Here is a 19,853-nt window from a genome sequence, read left to right as displayed (position 1 = left end):
GGCGTGCCTCCTCGGTCAGTTCCGGTCGTCGCAGGGCATGGTGGCGGTCTTGGTGACGGGGCCGAAGTGGCCGACGAGGAAGACGGACGGGATGGGGACGGTGACCTTGGCCGTGACCGTGTCGCCGGGGCAGCCCGCCGCGCTGATGTCGCTGTCCTTGCCGACCCAGCCGCTCATGGCCGCCTTCGCCGCCTGTACGTATCCGGCGGCGCGCTCGTGCTGCGCGGCGGTGCGCGCGGCCGCCCGGGCCGCCGTGCCCGCCTGCTGGGCCGCGTACGCCGCGATGCCCAGCTGGACACCGGCGAGCGCGACCAGCAGGAGCAGCGGCAGGAAGCCCAGATACTCGACGGCGGCCGCGCCCCGGTCGCCCCGGGGGCGGCGGGTGCCGCGACCCCTGCGGGTGCGGCGGCTGTCCCGGTCACCACGGGCACGGGTGCGGCGGCTGTCCCGGTCACCACCGCCGCCGGGCACGACCGGCCCGCCGCCGTCGTGGTCGCCGCGCCTCACGGTGTCCCCTCCCGGGCCGCCCCGGCGTGCCCGTGCACCGTGAACCCGAAGTTCAGCGCGCCCGGGAACAGCACCGGCACCTTCAGCCCGACGTTGGCCGTGAAGACATCGGGGTCGCCTCCCCCGGAGCAGTCCGTATCGGCGCTCCACCCGTCGGGCACGGCCTTCGTCACCGCCGTCGCGCACGCGCCCGCCCCGCCGTCCTTCGCCGCCCCGGCCCGCGCCCCCTGGTCCGCGACGTTGCCCGCGACCGTGAACGTGTAGCCGGTGAGCACCAGTTGCCAGATCGCGGCGAGCGTCACCAGGATGATCGGCACCATCCCGGTGAACTCGACCACGACCTGGCCCCGGTCCCGCTCGGCCCGCGCTCGCATGCGCCGCGTCCGTATGCCCCGGCTCCGTGCGCGCGGGCTCATCCCCGCCCCCGGCTCATCCGTGCGCCCGCCGCCGCAGCACGAGCGCGCCCCGGCCGCTCTTCTCCGGGGAGGCGCCCGCCGCTGCCTTGACCAGGCCGAGCTCGCCCGCGAGCGTCCACAGCGCCTGCTTGACCGTGGACTTGGCGTCGAGGTCGTGCAGCCGCCCGGAGTCGACGACGGCTTGCAGCTCCTTGAAGTTCGCCGGTACGGACGTCCGGGTGATCCGGGTGCCGGTGACCTTCCGGATCAGATCGGGCTGTATCTCGGTGGTGCGCGTGTGCCGGTTGACGACCGTCGTGGTCTCCTCGGCCTTGCGGATCTGGAGCCGGTCCCACATCCGTACGATCCGCTTCGCCGCCCGTACGGACACCACGTCCGGGGTGGTGACGAGCAGCGCGATGTCCGCCATCTCCACGGCGGCCGCGTTGGCGCCGTTCATCTGGGTGCCGCAGTCGGCGATCACCACGTCGTGGCGGTTGCGCAGGGCGGAGAGGATCTGGCGGGCCGCGCGGTCGGTGACCTCCTCGGCGCGCTCGCCGTCGGCCGGGGCGAGCAGCAGGGCGACGCCGCTGGGGTGGGTGAACAGGGCGTCCTGGAGGACCCTCGGCGAGATGTCGGTGATGGCCGCGAGGTCGGCGACCGAGCGGCGGAACTGCACGTCGAGGTAGGAGGCCACGTCCCCGGCCTGGAGGTCCATGTCGACCAGCGCGGTGCTGTGCCCCGACGCCCGTGCCGCGAGCGCCAGTTGGACGGCGGTGACGGTGGTGCCGACGCCGCCCTTGGCGCCGGTGACCGTCACGACGGTACCGCCGGGCCCGCTGAGGACTTCGCCCGCGCCGCCCAGATGGCGGCGCACGCCGACCGACCACTGGGCCGCCACCTGCACCCGGCTGACCAGCTCCTCGTAGTGCAGCGGCAGGGTGACCAGGCCGCGCGCGCCGGAGTCCATGGCGGCGGCGAACAGGCCCGGCCCCGCGTCGGCGGTGATCAGGACGACGCCGACGGCCGGGAAGCGCAGCGCGACCTCGCGGACGAGGTCGAGCGCCGGGACCGGGCCGATCCGCTCGTGCACGAGGACCACCTCGGGCAGCTCGTCCAGCGACTCCCCGGCGAGCCGGGCGAGGGTGTCCAGGAGCTGGGTGGAGTCGCCGACGGGTGTCGCGGGCTCGGCGTCCGGGAGCTGGCTGAGCAGGGTGGTGACGGACCGGGCGGCGTCGGCGTCGCCGACGGCCGGGAGGATCCTGGTGGTCATCCGCTACCTCACTGGTCCTTTTCGAGGCGGTACGTACGGTCGCCCGGCCGGACCGTGGAGTCGCCGCCGGGCGCCACCAGCGCGAGCCGTACGTGCTGGGCGAAGGACTCCGCGTACGCGACGCGCTGGGCGTCGAGGGTGTTCAGGGCGAAGGTGATCGGGACCACCTCGGTGCTCTTGTTCCGGTCGTCGCGATTGGGGTCGAGCGAGGTCAGCTTGCCGACGTCGAGGACTTTGGCGCCGGAGACGATGATCTTCGACTGGGGGGTGTCGCCCTGCTTGCCCGCCGCGAAGGTGGCGAAGATGTTCACCGAGGAGCCCGCCTCGATCTTGCCGGCCACCCCGGTGGCCGCGTCGATCATGATCGCGATCTCCTGTTCGCCCGGCTGGAGCTGCGGGCGTTGGACGATCATGTCGGACTGGAGCAGCGAACCGGCCTTGAGCTGGGTGACGGCGATCCTCCCGTGGATCGCGGAGAGATCGGTGACCGCGTTGCCGGAGAGCCACTTCTTCGGCATCTTCGTCTGCTCGAACTGGCTGTCCTTCAGCTCCGTGTAGGGCGCCACGTCGGACTTCACCCGGTACGCCGTCACCTCGGGGCCGACCTTCGCGTTCGCGTCGTCGATCACCGAGATGACCCCGCCGAGCGCGCCGATGGCGCACAGGACCGAGACCAGGAGAAGGATGACGCCACGGCGCTGACGGGAGTTCATTGACCGTACGACCTCGTTCGATGACGTGGGACTTGGCGGACAAGGGCCATCCGGCTAGCGCGCGCCGCCCCCGGCGGGCAGCCGGAGTTCGGGGGCCGGGACCGGGGAGGAGCAGAACCCGCAGCGGTCGCCGATGAGTTCCATGCCGCACCACCGGCACGACTCCCGGCGTACGGAGGCCACGAGCTGGTAGAGCACGGAGAGGTCGGGCAGATAGGCGGCGAACTCGGTGAGCTTCGACGTCCCCCACCAGGTGGGCGAGTACGCGGGCAGCGCGCACTCCTCCACCGCCCCGACCTGCCAGCGGGCGGCAAGCGTCGCGGTGACCCAGTCGGCGGGCGCGGGGCTGCCCGCCGCCAGCAGACGGCAGGCGTAGTCGGGGCCCTCCAGCTCGCCCGCGCCCACTCTGACCAGCTGCGGGACCGGATGCGCGAGCACCGCGAACTGGCTGCCGGGCAGCCAGGACTTGGCGTGCGCCTTCAGGCCGACCGGGACCCGGTCGAGCTTGGTGACCGAGCCGAGCACAGCGCCCGCGTGCACATAGTGCGCGAGCAGCCGGGCGGCCGAGGCGAGCACGCCGGGGCTGAAGTCGCAGACCGAGAGCTGACGCAGCTGGCGCACCAGGACGGCGAGGCCGAGCGGCGGCAGCGCGGAGCCGATCAGGGTGATCCGGTCGCTCTCCAGGATCGAGCGGACGGTGTGCAGGCGCTGTTCATGGGCGGGCAGAAGGGACCGCGGATACAGGACGATCACGTAACCGTGCTGGTCAAGCAGGCGGTTCATGTCGGCGAGCGCCGCGTCCAGCGGCTGCGCCTCCGGGCTCTGGAGCAGCGCCGCCAGGGGGGTCTGCGGATCGGTCGGCGGCAGCACCAGGTCCGGGCTGGTGACGGCTATCGCAGTTGGCACATCAAGTCCCCCCGCTCATTCCGGTCTTGGCGGGGCCGGTCCCCACGGGCGCGTTCGATCACTGCTGTTCCCTGCTGCAACAGCACTGTATCCACGACATAGCTGCGGGTGAACAGTCTTCTCGTTTCTGTGATGCCCCAAGTGCCGCCAGAGGTCTTGACAACCAGATTGGTCTGGACCAACTTGTACCAGCAGCGGCGCGCGCCCACTCCCCACCGACCTCCCCACTCCCCCACCGGAGGCAGCACGTGAAACGAGCAAGCGGCAGAGTCGGCCTGGCCGTGGCCGCGGCCGCCGCCCTGTCCATAGCAGGGCTCACCGGCACCGCACACGCCGCCGATGTCAACAACGTCCACAACGCGGGCTTCGAGTCGGGCCTCGCGGGCTGGAGTTGTACGGCCGGGAGCGGCGCCACCGTCTCCTCGCCGGTGCACGGCGGGGCCGCCGCCCTCAAGGCGACCCCGACCGACTCCGACACCGGCCAGTGCACCCAGAGCGTCACCGTGAAGCCCGACTCGACGTACACGCTGAGCGCCTGGGTGCAGGGCAGTTACGTCTATCTGGGCGCCACCGGGACCGGCACCGGTGACGTCTCCACCTGGACGCCCGGCACCGGAAGCGGCTGGAGCCAGCTGTCGACCACCTTCACCACCGGCGCCTCCACCACCTCCGTGCAGATCTACACGCACGGGTGGTACGGCCAGAGCGCGTACTACGCCGACGACATCTCCGTCTTCGGCCCCGACGGCGGGGGCGGCGACCCCTCGCCCACCATCCCGGCGGCCCCCACCGGCCTCGCGGCGGGCGCGGCGACCTCCTCCTCCGTGGACCTGTCCTGGGGCGCGGTCTCCGGCGCGACCGGCTACAACGTCTACCGCGACGGTACGAAGGTGCAGTCCACCAGCGGCGGTTCGGCGACCGTGACCGGGCTGAGCGCGTCCACCTCGTACCAGTTCCAGGTGACCGCGACCAACGCGGCGGGCGAGTCGCCGAAGTCGGCGGCCGTCACCGCCACCACGTCCGCGACCGGCACCCCGGGCGGCGGCACGAGTGTGCCGAAGCACGCGGTGACCGGGTACTGGCAGAACTTCAACAACGGCGCGACGGTGCAGAAGATCAGCGACGTGCCGTCGAACTACGACATCATCGCGGTCGCCTTCGCCGACGCGACCGGCACACCGGGCCAGGTGACCTTCAACCTCGACACCAACGGCCTCGGCGGTTACACCGTCGACCAGTTCAAGGCGGACATCGCCGCCAAGCACGCCGCCGGGAAGGCGGTCGTGATCTCCATCGGCGGCCAGAACGGCACGGTCTCGATCAACGACTCGACGTCCGCGGCGAACTTCGCGAACTCGGTCTACTCGCTGATGCAGACGTACGGCTTCGACGGCGTCGACATCGACCTGGAGAACGGCCTCAACTCCACGTACATGACCCAGGCGTTGAAGTCCCTGTCCTCGAAGGCGGGCTCCAAGCTGGTCATCACGATGGCTCCGCAGACGATCGACATGCAGTCGACGTCGGGCGAGTACTTCAAAACGGCGCTCAACATCAAGGACATCCTGACCGTCGTCAACATGCAGTACTACAACAGCGGTTCGATGAACGGCTGTGACGGCAAGGTGTACTCGCAGGGCACGGTCGACTTCCTGACCGCGCTCGCCTGCATCCAGCTGGAGGGCGGCCTCGACCCGTCCCAGGTGGGCCTCGGCCTGCCGGCCTCCACCAGCGGCGCGGGCAGCGGCTATGTCTCCCCGTCGGTGGTGAACGCGGCGCTCGACTGCCTCACCCAGGGCACGAACTGCGGCTCGTTCAAGCCCTCGCGCACCTACCCGGGCCTGCGCGGCGCGATGACCTGGTCGACCAACTGGGATGCCAAGTCCGGCAACGCCTGGTCGAACGCGGTCGGGCCGCACGTCCACGCACTGCCGTAACTTCCCCGGCGGACGCTGTTCCCCGCGCCCCGGAGGAGGGGCGCGGGGAACAGCGCGTTTTACGGCTCGGGCTACGGCTTGGGCAGCGTGCAGCCCGGCCGGTTCAGGTCGAACTTGTTGCCCGCGCCTATGCACGGCACGATGATGTACGTCTCCTGGGCGTAATTGATCTTGTAGTGGACGCTGACGTTGCCGTTCTCGTCCACCTCGCACGGGTTGTTCTCGGTGCAGCTCTCGCCGTCCTCGTTACCGGTGTTGTTCACCGCGACGACCTTGCCGGTGGTCGTGTCGATGACCGGGGAGCCAGAGGTGCCGCCGATGGTCTGGCAGGCGGAGGTGTAGCGGACCGAGTCCTTCCAGGTCCAGTCGCCCTCCTTGAGGCGGTAGACGAACCCGTCGACGTTGCAGCTGTAGGTCCGCTTCCAGTAACCCGAGACCACCTTGATGGCGCTGCCCGCCGCCGGGTGGGCGTCGTTCAGCGTGAGCGCGCTGATCCCGTACCGACTCTGGATCTGGGCGTACGTGGTGTTCAGCTGGTAGACCGAGATGTCGGTGTCGGTCATCGTCGCGTACGCCACCTTGCTGGCCCGCAGGGTGGCGACCCTGCCCGCCGAGCCGTTGAGCAGCGAGAACGTACGGGACGACGCCTGGTCGGTGATGACCTCGCCCGGGCCCGGGAAGCCGGTCTCCAGGCAGTGGCCGTTGGAGAGGATCAGGGCGGGGTCGTTCGGCTGCGAGCTGGGCGTGCGGATCAGCGAGCCGGAGCAGTTGCTGAGCGCGACGGTGCCGGCGAAGTCGACCGCCTTGAGGGCCGGGGCAGGCTTGGCCGGAGCGGTTTTGGCCGTCGCGGTGGGCGTGCTGTCCGCGGGCTGCAGCGCGAGGGCCGGGGCGGCACCGGCTCCCACCAGGGTGAGGGAGAGCAGCGCGCCGACGAGAGGCTTGTTCATGTGGGGGTTCCCCTCTGAGGGATCCAGGAGTGGGTTCCTGGATTTGTCATGCGCATTGTTGATTGCGCCAACCCCCTTGGGCAACGGGTGAGTTCAGGCCGCGTCGATCAATCAGGCGGGGCGCGCGGGCGGCGCGGCGGGGCCGGGGCGGAGGGGTCGCGGACTCGGGGACCACGAAGCACCTGGTAGGCGCCTCACCGAACACCGCCCACCACGGGGGCATCCGATACGCCCGTACGGCCCACCGTGCCCACCCATGCGCTCTTTTCGGCCACCGCACAGATCACCATCGACGCATGACGCCCAGCGCTCAGCGCTCCGCGGGGAGCGCGGGCATTCGGCTGCGGACCGTGCGTGGCCGGTCGCTCCCCCAAGTTCTCGGCTCCGCTCGAACAGGGGGGGACCCCCATCGCGGCGGAGCCGCACATGTCACAGCCCCGCGCCCCTCAGTGGGCCCTTTGGGCCCTCCTGGAGGCGCGGAACCGCAGCGGTTCACCTCCCCCGACCAGGAGCATTCATGCGACTTCCCCGGCAACAAGGGCGACGCGGCACACGCGCGGGCGTCACCCGGCGGACCACGCGGACCGCGGGCCTGGCGGCCCTGCTGGCCCTGGCGCTGGCCGCGCCCGTGACCGCGCGGGCCACGGCACCCCCTTCGCCCGCACCCCGCGAACGCACGCGGGCGACGGCCGACGAGGCGACAGCCGACGAGGCGGCGGTCCAGTACGAGGTCCACGGCCCCTCCACCCCCGCCGCGCGCACGGTCATCGCCGCGACCGGGGTCTCCATCGACGAGGTGCGCGAGCATCTGGTCGTGGTGAGCGCGGACGCGGGCCAGGCGAACCGGCTGCGCACGCTGGGCTACACGCTCAAGGCGCTGCCCGGCCCCCCGTCCCGTACGAACGGCCTCGCCGCCAAGCCCTTCGACTTCCCGCCGGCGGACTCGGGGTACCACAACTACGCCGAGATGACGGCGGAGATCGACCAGCGGCTCGCCCAGTACCCCTCGATCATGAGCAAGCGGGTGATCGGCAAGTCGTACCAGGGCCGGGACATCGTCGCGATCAAGATCAGCGACAACGTCGGGGCGGACGAGGACGAGCCGGAGGTGCTGCTCACCTTCCACCAGCACGCGCGTGAGCATCTGACGGTGGAGATGGCGCTGTATCTGCTGCGCGAGTTCGGCGCGGGATACGGCAAGGACGCGCGGATCACCGCCATGGTGAACAGCCGCGAGATCTGGATCGTGCCGGATCTGAACCCGGACGGCGGCGAGTACGACATCGCGACCGGCCAGTACCGCAGCTGGCGCAAGAACCGCCGTCCCAACGGCGCCTCCTCGTCCGTCGGGACGGACCTGAACCGCAACTGGAACTACAAGTGGGGCTGCTGCGGCGGCTCTTCGGGCAGCAAGGGCTCCGAGACATACCGGGGTTCGGCGCCCGAGTCGGCCCCCGAGGTGAAGGTCGTCGCCGACTTCGCCCGCAGCCGGGTGGTGAACGGCAAGCAGCGGATCAAGGCGGGGATCGACTTCCACACGTACGGCGAACTGGTGCTGTGGCCGTTCGGCTGGACCTACGACGACACGGCACCCGGCCTCACCCAGGACGACCACGACGCGTTCGCTGCGGTCGGCCGCAAGCTGGCCGCGAGCAACGGCTACACGCCGGAGCACTCCAGCGACCTGTACCTCACGGACGGCACGATCGACGACTACCTCTGGGGCACCCAGAAGATCTTCGACTTCACCTTCGAGATGTACCCGGGCGCGTCGGGAGCGGGCGGCGGCTTCTACCCGCCCGACAAGATCATCGAACGGGAGACCTCCCGGAACAGGGACGCGGTGCTCCAACTCCTGGAGAACGCGGACTGCATGTACCGGTCGATCGGGAAGGCGTCGCGGTACTGCCCGGGGAGTTGACTCACTGGGTGCCGTGCCGGGGGCATCCTTGCCGGGGTGCCCCCTGGACATCGCCCGACTCGCCTAGATCACCAGGCTCAGCACCCCCGCCACCCCGAACCCCGCCACCGACAGCACCGTCTCCAGTACCGTCCACGACTTCAGTGTGTCGCGTTCCGTGATGCCGAAGTACTTCGACACCATCCAGAAGCCGCCGTCGTTCACATGGGACGCGAAGATCGAGCCCGCCGAGATGGCCATGATGATCAGGGCCAGGTGGGCCTGGGAGTACCCCCCGCCCTCGACCAGGGGGACCACGATGCCCGCCGTCGTCACGATGGCCACCGTCGCCGAGCCCTGCGCGACCCGCAGCGCCACCGCGATCAGCCAGGCCAGCACGATCACCGGGAGGCCGACGTCGTTGAAGGTCCTGGCCAGGGCGTCCGCGATGCCGGACGCCTTCAGGACCGCGCCGAAGACGCCGCCCGCGCCCACCACCAGAAGGATGTTGCCCACCGGTTTGAGCGATGCCGTGGACACCGTCTCCAGGGACTTGCGGGACCAACCCCGCCTGATCCCCAGCAAGTAGTACGCCAGCACCAGCGCGATCGTCAGCGCCACGAACGGGTTGCCGAAGAACTCGACCACCGAGCGGAACGTGGAGGGATCGAGCGCGATCGAGCCGAACGTCGCCGCCAGGATCAGGACCAGCGGGGTGCCGATGATCGTGAGGACCGTGGCAAGCGCCACCGGCCGCTCCTGCGGAGCCACCCCGGCCGCCCGCTGCTCGGCGGCCACCGCCGCCTTCGCCTCCTCGGCCGCCTCCACCATGTCCTGCGGTACGGCCACGAAGACACGCTTGCCGATCCAGGCCGCGTACGCCCACGCGGCGAGCACCGACGGGACGCCGACCAGCGCGCCCATCAGGATGAGCCAGCCCAGCGAGACATGGAAGAGACCGGCGGCCGCCACCGGGCCCGGGTGCGGCGGCAGGAACGCGTGCGTCATCGAGAGGCCCGCCAGGAGTGGCATGGCGTACAGCAGAATCGACTTGCCGGATCGCTTCGCGGCCGCGTACACGATCGGCGCCAGGACGAAGATGCCGACGTCGAAGAAGACCGGGATGCCGAAGATCAGGCCGGTCAGGCCCATCGCCAGCGGGGCACGGCGCTCGCCGAACAGCGTCAGCAGGCGGGTGCTCAACACCTCGGCGCCGCCGCTCACTTCGAGGATCGCGCCCAGCATCGTCCCGAGCCCGATGATGATCGCGACATGGCCGAGGATGCCGCCCATGCCCGTCTCGATCGTCGAGACGGCGGCGGACTTCTGGACCGTGCCGAAGAGCTCCGTCACCGACAGGCCCGCACCGAGGCCGACGGCTGTCGACACCGCGAGCAGCGCCACGAACGGCTGGAGTCTTGCCTTGATGATCAGGTAGAGCAGCAGACCTATGCCCAGGGCCGCCACCGTCAGCAGGCCCGTCGTGCCGCCGACCAGCGGGAGGATGCCGCCCGTGTGCGGCGGGGGTGGTGGCGTGGTGGAGGTGAGCGCGTACGACATCGACATACGGGAACTCCGTTGGCTCGCAGGGCTGTTCCGGGGCATGGGGGACCGCGGGGCGGCGCCCCGGCGGTCCGGGACGCCGCCCCGTGCGGCCTGTCGAGCGGTTGGGCTAAGGGCACGGGCAACGTCTTACGCGTCCAGTACGGCCAGTGCGTCGATCTCGATCAGCAGGCCCTTGGGCAGGCCCACGTACACCGTCGTACGGGCCGACGCCGGGGCCTTGAGGGCCTGCTCCTCGAAGTAGGCGTTGTAGATCTCGTTCATCTCGGCGAAGTGGGCCACATCGGTGAGGTAGACGCGCATCATCATCACGTCGTCCCAGCTCGCGCCGCCCTCTTCCAGGATCGCCTTGACGTTGGCGAAGGTCTGGAGGGTCTGCTCGCGCAGGGTCGGGCCGGCGACCGTCGGGGGCTCGCCCTCGACCGCCGGCCGGAAGCCGACCTGCCCGGCGACCTGGAGGATGTTCCCCTTGCGCACCCCGTGCGAGAACTTGGCCGGAGGTGCGGTGTGCGTCGCGGGGGTGAGCGCGACCTTCTCGTTCATCGTCATGGGCCTGCTTCCTTCTTCTGGGTCCTGCCGGAGTACTCCCGGCTGATGGCGTCCGCGGTGCGGCGCACCTGCGGGAGGAGGCCGAGGAGTTCCTCGGCGGTGACGACGACGTTCGGGGCGGAGACGGACATCGCGGCGACGACGCGGCCGTCCGTGCCGGTCACGGGCGCGGCGACGCAGTTGATGGACTCCTCGTGGCCGCCGAGGTCGTCGGCCCAGCCCTGTTCGCGTACGGCCGCGAGCTCCTTCAGGAACGCGGCGGCGTGCGGCGTCGAACGGGACGTGTACATGGGGTAGTCGAGCTTGTCGGCGACCGCGCGGCGCTCGGGCTCGGGCAGGTCCGCGAGGAGCAGTTTGGCGACGGCGGCGACCGTGATCGCGACCGGCTTGCCGACCCTTGAGTACATCCGCACCGGGTACCGGCTCTCGACCTTGTCGATGTAGAGGACCTCGCCGTCCTCGTACACCGCGAGGTGCACGGTGTGCCCGACCTGTTCGTTGAGCGCGACGAGGTGGGGGTGGGCGATCTCCCGTACGTCCAGGTTCTCCACGGCCTCCTGGGCGAGGGCGAACAGGCGCGCGCCGAGCCGGTAGCGCTGGTCCTCCTGCCGGTACACGAGCCCGTGCTCGTGCAGGGTGCGCAGCAGGCGCAGGGCGGTGGACTTGTGCACGCCGAGGTGGTCGGCGACCCGGCCGAGGTCGGCGGGGCCCTGTGCGAGGAGCGGCAGAATGCTCAGCGCCCGGTCGACGGTCTGGCTCATGGCGTACGTACCTCCTGTTCGTCCCCCGTCCACCCGGGGCCGAGACGAAGTCTCCCCCAGGCGTCGTCGTCGAGAGCGGCAAGTCGGTCGGCGTGCGCGCGGGACGGTGGGGACGTGTGGTCGCCGGGGACGGTGAGCACGGCGGCGGCCATGAGGTGGCCGTGGCGGGCCCGCTCCCGCGCGGTCAGTCCGCGCAGGGTGCCGTGCAGGAACCCGGCGGCGAAGGCGTCACCGGCGCCGACCGGGGCGACGACGCGTACGCGGGGTGCGGGGACGATGGTTGTCGTTCGGCCGTCCGCCGGTGGGGGCTGGTCGCGCAGTTCCCCGCGCCGCTTAGATGGGCCCTTCGGGCCCTCCTTCAGGGGCGCGGGGAACTGCGCGAGCAACCCAGCACGGTCCGCAGCCGACGAGACCCCTCGGAGCCACGCGGCGGAGCCGCTCATGTCACAGCCGGGAAGGGGTGGGGCGGGGGCCTCAAAGACAACGGCCCCCCGCTCGCCCCGCTTGACCACCACCACCCCCACCTCCGGCAGAGCCGCCCGCACAGCCGCAGGCCCCGCCAACCCCCACGCCGCCTCCGCCTCGTCCTCCCCCACGAACACCACATCCGCCCCCCGGGCCAGCTCCAGCAGCACCTCGGGGCCGGACGGAGAACCCGAACGCCACAGCCCCGCCCGGTAGTTGACGTCGAACGACACCAGCGGTCGCCCGGGCCGGCGCGCCAGCAGCGACCGCATCAGCTCCAGGCAGTCGGCCGACAGCGCCGCCGTGATCCCCGACAGATGCAGCACCCGCCCCGCCCACACCTCGCCCCACGGCACGTTCGCCACCGACATCGCCGACGCGGCCGACCCCGCCCGGTAGTACGCCACCTCATGCGACCCGGCGGACCGGTCGTCGGCGGTACGGAAGTACACGCCGGTCGGCCGTGCGGGGTCCCGCCGCACCCCGGCCACGTCCACCCCGTACCCGGACACCGTCGAGACCACGTGGTCCCCGAACGCGTCCGCCCCCACCCGGCTGACCCACTTCACCGCGTGCCCGGCGGCCGCCAGCGCGCACGCCGCGTTGGACTCGGCCCCGCCGATCCCGCGCTCGAAGGACGGCACATCGGCGAGGCGCCCGGGCCGCGACGGCACGAACGCGACCATGGACTCCCCGAGACAGACGACATCCACGTCCACCGGCCGACGCACCTCCCACCCCTGAGTCCCACCACCGGGTCCCACCATTGACCCGACGTTGGCCCGGATGTTAGACAGCGCCAAGCGAGATACGCAATGGCCGTTGCATATGCTGCAACGGTGTTCCAAGGAGGCTTCCATGGGGTTCCTGGCAGGACTGGCCGACGAGCGTGTGGACCACCGCTTCAAGGGGCTGCCCCCGGACGCCGACGGGCTGACCGTCGGCGAGCTCGCCGCCCAGCGCCGCAACCTCTTCACGGACGGCTTCACCACCCCCGTCCTCGCCCTCTCCGCCGAGCGCCTGGAGCACAACCTCGCACTGATGGAGCGGTACGCGACCCGCCACGGCCTCGCCTTCGCCCCGCACGGCAAGACGACCATGGCCCCCGAGCTCTTCGCCCGCCAGCTCGACCACGGCGCCTGGGGCATCACCCTCGCCGTGCCCCACCAGGTGCGCGTGGCACGGCAGTTCGACGTCAAGCGGATCTTCCTCGCCAACCAGCTCGTCGACGCCCCCGCCCTGAAGTGGGTCGCCGGGGAGTTGGCCCGCGACGCCGACTTCCGGTTCATCTGCTACGTCGACTCCGTACGCGGGGTCGAGCTGATGGACGCCGCGCTCACCGGCGCCACCCGCCCCCTCGACGTCGTCGTCGAGCTCGGCGCGGGCGACGGCGCCCGTACCGGCGTGCGCACCGAGGCCGACGCCGCGGCCGTCGCCGACGCGGTGGCGGCGACCCGGACCCTGCGGCTCGTCGGCGTCGCCGGGTACGAGGGTGAGGTCCCGAAGGCCACCCCGGAGAAGGTGGACGCCTGGCTGCGCCGGCTCACCGCGCTCGCCGGGGAGTTCGACAAGGCGGGCCGGTTCTTTGGCACGGACCTGGACGAGATCGTGGTCAGCGCGGGCGGCAGCGCCTGGTTCGACACGGTCGCGGACGTCTTCGCGGAGCTGCCCGAACTCTCGCTCCCCGTACTGAAGTTGCTCCGCTCCGGTGCGTACGTCTCGCACGACGACGGCCACTACAAGCGGCTCACCCCCTTCAACCGCGTCCCCGACGAAGGCGCCCTGCACCCCGCGTTCCGGCTGTGGGCGCAGGTCGTGTCGAAGCCCACCGCCGACCAGGCGTTCGTGAACGCGGGCAAGCGGGACGCGGCGTACGACCTGGATCTGCCCGAGGCGCAGGTGGTGCGGGACGCGGCAACGGGTGAGGTACGGCCCGCCGACGGCATCGAGGTCACCAAGCTGTCCGACCAGCACGCCTGGCTGGAGACGGGCCCGGACGCGGCCCTGGAGGTCGGCGACTGGGTGGGCCTGGGCCTCTCCCACCCCTGCACCAGCTTCGACAAGTGGCAGTTGATCCCCCTCGTCGAGGCGGACGGCACGGTCGTCGACTACATCCGTACGTACTTCTAGACCATGACCGGCATGGATCTCGTCATCCGCGACGCGCGCGTGATCGACGGCAGCGGCGGGGCCTCCTACCGCGCCGACGTCGGTATCCGCGACGGCCGCATCGCGGCCCTGCGCCGCCCGGGCGAGCCGAGGCCGTCCGGCGCCCGCACCCTGGACGCCGACGGCCTCGCCCTCGCCCCCGGCTTCATCGACATGCACGCCCACTCGGACCTGGCCCTGCTCCGCGACCCCGACCACAGCGCGAAGGCCGCGCAGGGGGTGACCCTTGAGGTCCTGGGCCAGGACGGCCTCTCGTACGCGCCCGTCGACGACCGCACCCTCGCCGAGGTCCGCCGGGCCGTCACCGGCTGGAACGGCGACGGTGGCGACATCGACTTCGACTGGCGGTCGGTGGGCGGCTATCTGGACCGGCTCGACCGGGGCATCGCGGTCAACGCCGCGTATCTGGTCCCGCAGGGCACGGTGCGGATGTACGCGCTGGGCTGGGAGGACCGCCCGGCCACGCGCCAGGAGCTGGACCGGATGCGGGAGTTGGTAGCCGAGGGGCTTGCGCAGGGCGCGGTGGGCATGTCGTCGGGGCTCACCTACACACCCGGCATGTACGCCCCCGACGCCGAGCTGGCCGAGCTCTGCGAGGTGGTGGCGCGGTACGGCGGGTACTACTGCCCCCATCACCGCTCGTACGGGGCCGGGGCGCTCGAAGCGTACGAGGAGATGGTCACCCTCGCCCGCGAGGCGGGCTGCGCGCTGCATCTGGCCCACGCCACCATGAACTTCGGCGTGAACAAGGGCCGCGCGCCCGAGCTGCTGACCCTGCTCGACGAGGCGCTGGAGGCCGGGGCGGACATCACCCTCGACACCTATCCGTACACCCCCGGCTGCACCACCCTCGTGGCGATGCTGCCCAGTTGGGCGGGCACGGGCGGCCCGGCGGCCGTCCTGGAGCGGCTGCGGCACGACGCCACGGCCGAGCGCATCCGCCACGACCTCGAAGTCACCGGCTCGGACGGCTGCCACGGCGTGCCGATCGAGTGGGACACCATCGAGATCTCCGGCGTGAGCGATCCGGGCCTCGCGTCGTACGTGGGCCGTACGGTGGCCGAGTCCGCGCAGCAGCGCGGTGAGGAGCCGTGGACCACCGCCCGCCGTCTGCTCGTCGACGACGGGCTCGGCTCGACGATCCTCCAGCACGTGGGCCACGAGGAGAACGTCCGGCGGATCATGCGCCACCGCGTCCACACGGGCGGCAGCGACGGCATCCTCCAGGGCGACAAACCGCACCCGCGCGCCTACGGCACGTTCCCCCACTACCTCGGCCACTACGCCCGTGACCTGGGCGTTCTCCCGCTGGAGGAGATGGTCGCGCATCTGACGTCCCGCCCGGCGGCCCGGCTGCGACTGCCGGACCGGGGCCTGGTCAAGGAGGGGTACCGCGCGGACATGGTCCTCTTCGATCCGGCCACGGTCGCGGCGGGCTCCTCCTTCGAGCACCCGCGCGCGCTCCCGGTCGGCATCCCGTACGTGCTGATCGACGGGAGGTTCGTCATCGAGGACGGGCGGCGCACGGACGTCCTGGCGGGCCGCTCGGTGCGGCGCACGCCCGTGCGCTGAGCCCGGGCTCAGTCCACCGCCGGGATCGCCGGGGACAGATAGCCGAAGACCGTGTCGGCGGCCGTGCGGTCGTCGTCGACGCGGGCACGTCCGGCCCGTACCGCCTCGTCGAAGTTGGCGAGGAAGTCCGGGCCGTCCACCAGGAGCCGGTCGAGCGCGGCACGGGTCAGCGCGATCGTCGCCTGGGGCTTGTCGACGCCGGGCGGCAGGGTGTCGCCTCGGGTGTCCGTGTAGACCAGGACGCCGTCGCGCAGCACGGTGACGCCCGACTGGGCGGTGTCCGTCAGGTTCCACAACAGCACGATGGGGACGCTCTGTTCGGCCGCCCGGGGGCCGTCCAGACGGGCCGCGACGGTGGCGAAGTACTGGGCGGGGTTGGCGTAGCGCACCAGGTCGCCGACGACCGGCCGTACGGCCGTCGGCTGCGGGCCTTCGGCGTGCAGGCTGCGCGCGGCCGTCAGATACACGTTGCGCAGCGGGCCGTACTCGGCGAGGTAGCCGAGCTGGGTCAGGGCGAGCGCCTGGAGCGTCTTCGCCGCGCCCAGGACACCGGCGGAGACCGTCGCCGGGTCACAGGCGGCGGCCACGACGTGGTCGAGGAGTTCGACGACCCGCTCGTACGACGGCGCCTCGGCCTCGTACTCGCGGCGCGCGACGCTCAGCACCTCGTGCGCGCCGCCGAGCGCGCGCACATACCGCTTGGCGGTGGCGCCCGTGGCGGGGGTCGCGGCGACCGCGTCGGTGGCCGCGACGAACTCGTGGCCGAGCAGCCGCAGCCAGGTCTGGCGGGCGGCCTGGGTCGCGGTGCCGACGTAACCCGACGCGTGGAACGGCCTGTTGGAGGGCTGGGTCTGGCGGCGGACCCAGGCGTCGCGGCGCGCGGCGAGGCGTGCGGTGACGTTCCCCCTGCCCCAGCCGGGCCACTCGTACGCCCCGGCCACGATCTGGGCGACCGGGCCGAAGGCGCGCAGCGTCTCGTCGAGATGGCGGGCCCGCACGTCCCCGAGCCCGCCGAGCAGACCGGGGGCCGTCAGGTACAGGAGCTCGCGGCCGGGCAGGTAGAGGTTCATCTCGGCCGGGGACTGCAACCCCGCGGCGGGCTGGAAGACGATCTGGACGCCGTCGACCTCGGCCCGACCGGCGACATGGTCGGTCGGCGGGATCAGCGTGGCCTCGCCCGCCGAGACGGTCAGGCCGGGGCCGCTGTCGATCAGCCCGTACGGGCCGGCCTCCAGGCGGGTGCCGTAGGTGTGGTCCACCAGGCACGCCGTGGCCATGCCCTCCACCACATGGCGGCGCACCGCGTCGTCGAGGAAGCCGTCGGGCGCGTACACCGACAGGTCCTCGGGGATCTCGTCGCCGCGCTCGGCGAACAGGCCGCGCGAGCCGCCGAAGTGGTCGACGCAGCTCGCGGTGTAGATCACGGCCTTGACCGGGCGGCGGTCGTCGGTCGTCCTGCGGTACAGGCGCAGCGCGTACTGCGCGGTCTCGTACGAGCCGAGCGGGTCGATCACGATCAGGCCGGTGGCGCCCTCGACGATCGTCATGTTGGCCAGGTCGTAGCCGCGCACCTGGTGGACGCCGCCGCCCCCGTCGCCGCCGGTCACCAGGTACAGGCCCGCCATCGCGTTCATCCGGCCCTGACGCCACACGCGCGCGTTGACCGAGACCGGGATCTCGTCCGCCTCGCGCAGGAAGTCGAAGCGGCCGTGGTGCCAGGCGTAGCCCGTGCCGTCGCCGGTCCCGTCGCGCGCGGGGATCGCCTCGACGTCCGGCCCGGCGATCAGCCCCTGGGAGGCGTTACGGAAGTCGGAGCCGTCGGCGGGGGCGCTCTGCTCGGCGGGGCGGTTGCTCCGGATCACGAACGGGGTCGGTGCGATGGGCTCGTGCTGCTTGCCGCTGATCATGGGGCTGCCTCCTGAAGGCTTCTCGGCGCGGCGTCGCGGCATGCTGCTCGGCATGGGGAAGCCGCACCTGAGAGGTGCGTACGGTGCACGAAGGGGTGCGTACGGCCGGGTGCAGGCGGGGAACGTAACTCCGGGCGGGCGGGAACGGTAGGGCGCGTTCCTCTTCGGCGGGCCCCGCTGGCCGACAACCGCCCGTACCGGACAGGAGTGGTACATCTCACCCGGTACGGCCCCCGGCGAAGCAATCCAAGCCGGGGTACGGCCCGGACCGGCGTTCCCACGGTTCACCGGCCGCCGCCGCATTCCGATGGAAGCCCGGCGTCCGCCGGTAGGGCCCCGGGCGGGGGTACCGGCGCGCAAACACCGCGCGTGGCCCGAAACGCGCCCGTAAGGTGACCGTCATGCAGGTGATCCAGTCGACCAAGCTCGCCAATGTCTGTTACGAGATCCGGGGCCCGGTTCTCGAAGAAGCCATGCGGCTGGAGGCGGCAGGACACCGCATCCTCAAGCTCAACACCGGCAACCCCGCGGCGTTCGGCTTCGAGTGCCCGCCGGAGATCCTGGAGGACATGCTCCGCAACCTCTCCGGGGCGCACGGCTACGGCGACGCCAAGGGCCTGCTCTCGGCCCGGCGCGCGGTGATGCAGCACTACCAGACCAAGGGCGTCGACCTCGACGTCGAGGACATCTACCTCGGCAACGGCGTCTCCGAGCTGATCCAGATGTCGATGCAGGCGCTGCTCGACGACGGCGACGAGGTGCTGGTCCCGGCGCCGGACTACCCGCTGTGGACCGCCGCCGTCTCGCTCGCCGGCGGCACGGCCGTGCACTACCGCTGCGACGAGCAGGCCGACTGGATGCCGGACCTCGCCGACATCGAGCGCAAGGTCACCGACCGCACCAAGGCGATCGTCATCATCAACCCGAACAATCCGACGGGTGCGGTGTACGACGAGGAGATGCTGCGCGGTCTCACCGAGATCGCCCGCCGCCACAACCTGATCGTCTGCTCGGACGAGATCTACGACCGGATCCTGTACGACGGCACCACGCACACGCCGACGGCGGTCGTCGCCCCGGACCTGATGGTGCTCACCTTCAACGGGCTCTCCAAGAACTACCGGGTGGCCGGTTTCCGCTCGGGATGGATGGCGGTCTGCGGCCCCAAGCAGCACGCGTCCTCGTACATCGAGGGCCTGACGATCCTCGCCAACATGCGGCTGTGCGCCAACATGCCGTCGCAGCACGCGGTGGCGACGGCGCTGGGCGGGCGGCAGTCGATCGAGGACCTGGTGCTGCCGGGCGGACGGCTGCTTGAGCAGCGCGACACGGCGTACGAGCTGCTGACCCGGATCCCGGGCGTGACCTGCGTGAAGCCCAAGGGCGCGCTGTATCTGTTCCCGCGTCTGGACCCGTCGGTCTACAAGGTCAAGGACGACCGGCAGATGGTCCTGGACCTGCTGCGGGCCGAGAAGATCATGGTGGTGCACGGGACGGGCTTCAACTGGCCCGAGCCGGACCACTTCCGGATCGTGACGCTGCCGTCGGCGAAGGACCTGGCCCAGGCGGTCACGCGGATCGGGGCGTTCCTGGACGGCTACAGCCAGATGTAGCGGGTGTTCCGGCCCGGGTGTTCTGGCCTTCGCTCAACTTTAGACAGAATCTAAGCTAGGATGGTCTCCTGTAACAGAAGGAGGCCATCTCATGTACGAGCCGATCCGGACCAAGTCGGTGCACAGCACGATGGCCGCCGCTGTTGCGGGCGTCCCGTACCGCTCCCGCGAGGAGGAGCTGGACATCCAGCTCGCCGGGCATCTCGCGGCGCTGCTCGCGGTGACCGACGAGCTCGGGCTCGCCGAGGCGGGAGACGCGATAGCCGCGCAGATCGCCCGGCTGCGGGGCGGGATGCCGCCGGTCCGGCACGCGGGCCTGAGCCGGGCCGGCTCGGCCGCGCTGCACGCCCGCGCGCATGCCCTGGCGGGCCGGGCCCTGGTCGTCGCGGCCTCCCGCGCCGACACGGCGGTGGCGATCCTCGCGGCGTCCCGGATGGACGCCCACTCCGCGGCGGGCGCCGCGGCCTCCTGAACGGCCCCGGTCCGCGAACCGCGGAGGCCCGCGGACCGGGTGCCACCCTTCTGGTGCCTCCGGCACCAGCCTGGGTGCGTCAAGAACGCGGCCTGCGCCGGTCCGTCGGGTGCGGGTTGTGTGTGGCTGGTCGCGGGGGGGGGGGGGGGGCGCCGCGGGCGGACACCACCACCAACACTAACACCCCCCCCACACCCCCAACAA

At 71.6% G+C, this 19,853-nt stretch carries 17 protein-coding genes; 6 read left to right on the top strand and 11 right to left on the bottom strand.

Going from position 1 to position 19,853, the window contains the following annotated elements:
• Positions 1-15: 15 nt before the first annotated feature.
• The 5 genes from ACGFRG_RS34820 to ACGFRG_RS34800 are packed head-to-tail and all read right to left on the bottom strand — an operon-like array spanning position 16 to position 3,794.
• On the bottom strand, positions 16-507 hold the full coding sequence (locus ACGFRG_RS34820; protein ID WP_361422212.1) for a TadE/TadG family type IV pilus assembly protein: 492 nt from the start codon (positions 505-507) through the stop codon (positions 16-18).
• Complete coding sequence (locus tag ACGFRG_RS34815; RefSeq protein ID WP_361422209.1) at positions 504-881, bottom strand: TadE/TadG family type IV pilus assembly protein; 378 nt, start codon at positions 879-881, stop codon at positions 504-506. Before ACGFRG_RS34815 ends, ACGFRG_RS34820 begins: the two co-directional genes overlap by 4 nt.
• Before the next feature lie 55 nt (positions 882-936).
• On the bottom strand, positions 937-2,175 hold the full coding sequence (locus ACGFRG_RS34810) for an AAA family ATPase (protein ID WP_361422206.1): 1,239 nt from the start codon (positions 2,173-2,175) through the stop codon (positions 937-939).
• A gap of 8 nt (positions 2,176-2,183) precedes the next feature.
• The gene (gene cpaB / locus ACGFRG_RS34805; protein WP_361422203.1) at positions 2,184-2,888 is read right to left on the bottom strand and encodes a Flp pilus assembly protein CpaB; all 705 of its coding nucleotides are present in this window, start codon (positions 2,886-2,888) and stop codon (positions 2,184-2,186) included.
• A gap of 54 nt (positions 2,889-2,942) precedes the next feature.
• Positions 2,943-3,794 carry a hypothetical protein gene (locus ACGFRG_RS34800; RefSeq protein WP_361422201.1) on the bottom strand — a complete coding sequence of 284 codons (852 nt, stop codon included), beginning with the start codon at positions 3,792-3,794 and terminating at the stop codon, positions 2,943-2,945.
• Positions 3,795-4,042: 248 nt separating this feature from the next.
• On the opposite strand from ACGFRG_RS34800, the gene ACGFRG_RS34795 reads away from it, so the two are divergent.
• Positions 4,043-5,731: a chitinase gene (locus ACGFRG_RS34795; RefSeq protein WP_393270517.1), complete on the top strand. Its 1,689-nt coding sequence runs from the start codon at positions 4,043-4,045 to the stop codon at positions 5,729-5,731.
• A gap of 71 nt (positions 5,732-5,802) precedes the next feature.
• On the opposite strand, the gene ACGFRG_RS34790 is transcribed toward ACGFRG_RS34795, so the two are convergent.
• The gene (locus tag ACGFRG_RS34790; protein WP_393270515.1) at positions 5,803-6,678 is read right to left on the bottom strand and encodes a serine protease; all 876 of its coding nucleotides are present in this window, start codon (positions 6,676-6,678) and stop codon (positions 5,803-5,805) included.
• A gap of 517 nt (positions 6,679-7,195) precedes the next feature.
• On the opposite strand from ACGFRG_RS34790, the gene ACGFRG_RS34785 reads away from it, so the two are divergent.
• A complete protein-coding gene (locus tag ACGFRG_RS34785; RefSeq protein WP_393270512.1) occupies positions 7,196-8,599 on the top strand; it encodes a M14 family metallopeptidase in 1,404 nt (467 codons plus the stop codon).
• Positions 8,600-8,662: 63 nt separating this feature from the next.
• Here the strand turns inward: ACGFRG_RS34785 and ACGFRG_RS34780 are convergent, their stop codons facing one another.
• The 4 genes from ACGFRG_RS34780 to ACGFRG_RS34765 all read right to left on the bottom strand — a co-directional run bounded on the left by ACGFRG_RS34780 (position 8,663) and on the right by ACGFRG_RS34765 (position 12,683).
• Positions 8,663-10,138 (bottom strand): gluconate:H+ symporter, encoded by a 1,476-nt coding sequence (locus ACGFRG_RS34780; protein WP_361422825.1) that lies wholly within the window; start codon positions 10,136-10,138, stop codon positions 8,663-8,665.
• Between the two features lie 132 nt (positions 10,139-10,270).
• Complete coding sequence (locus ACGFRG_RS34775) at positions 10,271-10,684, bottom strand: RidA family protein (RefSeq protein ID WP_361422822.1); 414 nt, start codon at positions 10,682-10,684, stop codon at positions 10,271-10,273.
• A gap of 2 nt (positions 10,685-10,686) precedes the next feature.
• Complete coding sequence (locus ACGFRG_RS34770; RefSeq protein ID WP_393270509.1) at positions 10,687-11,451, bottom strand: IclR family transcriptional regulator; 765 nt, start codon at positions 11,449-11,451, stop codon at positions 10,687-10,689.
• Complete coding sequence (locus tag ACGFRG_RS34765; RefSeq protein ID WP_393270507.1) at positions 11,448-12,683, bottom strand: sugar kinase; 1,236 nt, start codon at positions 12,681-12,683, stop codon at positions 11,448-11,450. The genes ACGFRG_RS34770 and ACGFRG_RS34765 overlap by 4 nt, the downstream gene beginning before the upstream one ends.
• 91 nt (positions 12,684-12,774) lie before the next feature.
• Here ACGFRG_RS34765 and ACGFRG_RS34760 point away from each other — a divergent pair, with 91 nt between their 5' ends.
• Positions 12,775-14,046 carry an amino acid deaminase gene (locus ACGFRG_RS34760; RefSeq protein WP_393270504.1) on the top strand — a complete coding sequence of 424 codons (1,272 nt, stop codon included), beginning with the start codon at positions 12,775-12,777 and terminating at the stop codon, positions 14,044-14,046.
• A gap of 12 nt (positions 14,047-14,058) precedes the next feature.
• On the top strand, positions 14,059-15,657 hold the full coding sequence (locus ACGFRG_RS34755; protein ID WP_393270501.1) for an amidohydrolase family protein: 1,599 nt from the start codon (positions 14,059-14,061) through the stop codon (positions 15,655-15,657).
• Between the two features lie 8 nt (positions 15,658-15,665).
• Here the strand turns inward: ACGFRG_RS34755 and ACGFRG_RS34750 are convergent, their stop codons facing one another.
• The gene (locus tag ACGFRG_RS34750) at positions 15,666-17,564 is read right to left on the bottom strand and encodes an alkyl sulfatase dimerization domain-containing protein (protein ID WP_361422180.1); all 1,899 of its coding nucleotides are present in this window, start codon (positions 17,562-17,564) and stop codon (positions 15,666-15,668) included.
• Positions 17,565-17,965: 401 nt separating this feature from the next.
• Here ACGFRG_RS34750 and ACGFRG_RS34745 point away from each other — a divergent pair, with 401 nt between their 5' ends.
• Both ACGFRG_RS34745 and ACGFRG_RS34740 read left to right on the top strand, forming a co-directional pair.
• Complete coding sequence (locus ACGFRG_RS34745) at positions 17,966-19,177, top strand: pyridoxal phosphate-dependent aminotransferase (protein ID WP_393270498.1); 1,212 nt, start codon at positions 17,966-17,968, stop codon at positions 19,175-19,177.
• 91 nt (positions 19,178-19,268) lie between these two features.
• Complete coding sequence (locus ACGFRG_RS34740; RefSeq protein WP_361422174.1) at positions 19,269-19,649, top strand: hypothetical protein; 381 nt, start codon at positions 19,269-19,271, stop codon at positions 19,647-19,649.
• Positions 19,650-19,853 lie beyond the last annotated feature (204 nt).

It is taken from the genome of Streptomyces sp. NPDC048696 (assembly GCF_043198895.1).
GTDB lineage: Bacteria > Actinomycetota > Actinomycetes > Streptomycetales > Streptomycetaceae > Streptomyces.
Note: the sequence above shows the minus strand (reverse complement) of the source record. Positions and strands in the feature narration are given on the sequence as shown.

Excerpts from the sequence above, each read along its gene's own strand:
- ACGFRG_RS34815 (WP_361422209.1), bottom strand. The coding sequence starts at position 881 with ATGCGAGCGCGGGCCGAGCGGGACCGGGGCCAGGTCGTGGTCGAGTTC.
- ACGFRG_RS34810 (WP_361422206.1), bottom strand. The coding sequence starts at position 2,175 with ATGACCACCAGGATCCTCCCGGCCGTCGGCGACGCCGACGCCGCCCGG.
- cpaB (WP_361422203.1), bottom strand. The coding sequence starts at position 2,888 with ATGAACTCCCGTCAGCGCCGTGGCGTCATCCTTCTCCTGGTCTCGGTC.
- ACGFRG_RS34790 (WP_393270515.1), bottom strand. The coding sequence starts at position 6,678 with ATGAACAAGCCTCTCGTCGGCGCGCTGCTCTCCCTCACCCTGGTGGGA.
- ACGFRG_RS34785 (WP_393270512.1), top strand. The coding sequence starts at position 7,196 with ATGCGACTTCCCCGGCAACAAGGGCGACGCGGCACACGCGCGGGCGTC.
- ACGFRG_RS34780 (WP_361422825.1), bottom strand. The coding sequence starts at position 10,138 with ATGTCGTACGCGCTCACCTCCACCACGCCACCACCCCCGCCGCACACG.
- ACGFRG_RS34775 (WP_361422822.1), bottom strand. The coding sequence starts at position 10,684 with ATGAACGAGAAGGTCGCGCTCACCCCCGCGACGCACACCGCACCTCCG.
- ACGFRG_RS34770 (WP_393270509.1), bottom strand. The coding sequence starts at position 11,451 with ATGAGCCAGACCGTCGACCGGGCGCTGAGCATTCTGCCGCTCCTCGCA.
- ACGFRG_RS34765 (WP_393270507.1), bottom strand. The coding sequence starts at position 12,683 with ATGGTGGGACCCGGTGGTGGGACTCAGGGGTGGGAGGTGCGTCGGCCG.
- ACGFRG_RS34760 (WP_393270504.1), top strand. The coding sequence starts at position 12,775 with ATGGGGTTCCTGGCAGGACTGGCCGACGAGCGTGTGGACCACCGCTTC.
- ACGFRG_RS34755 (WP_393270501.1), top strand. The coding sequence starts at position 14,059 with ATGGATCTCGTCATCCGCGACGCGCGCGTGATCGACGGCAGCGGCGGG.
- ACGFRG_RS34750 (WP_361422180.1), bottom strand. The coding sequence starts at position 17,564 with ATGATCAGCGGCAAGCAGCACGAGCCCATCGCACCGACCCCGTTCGTG.
- ACGFRG_RS34745 (WP_393270498.1), top strand. The coding sequence starts at position 17,966 with ATGCAGGTGATCCAGTCGACCAAGCTCGCCAATGTCTGTTACGAGATC.
- ACGFRG_RS34740 (WP_361422174.1), top strand. The coding sequence starts at position 19,269 with ATGTACGAGCCGATCCGGACCAAGTCGGTGCACAGCACGATGGCCGCC.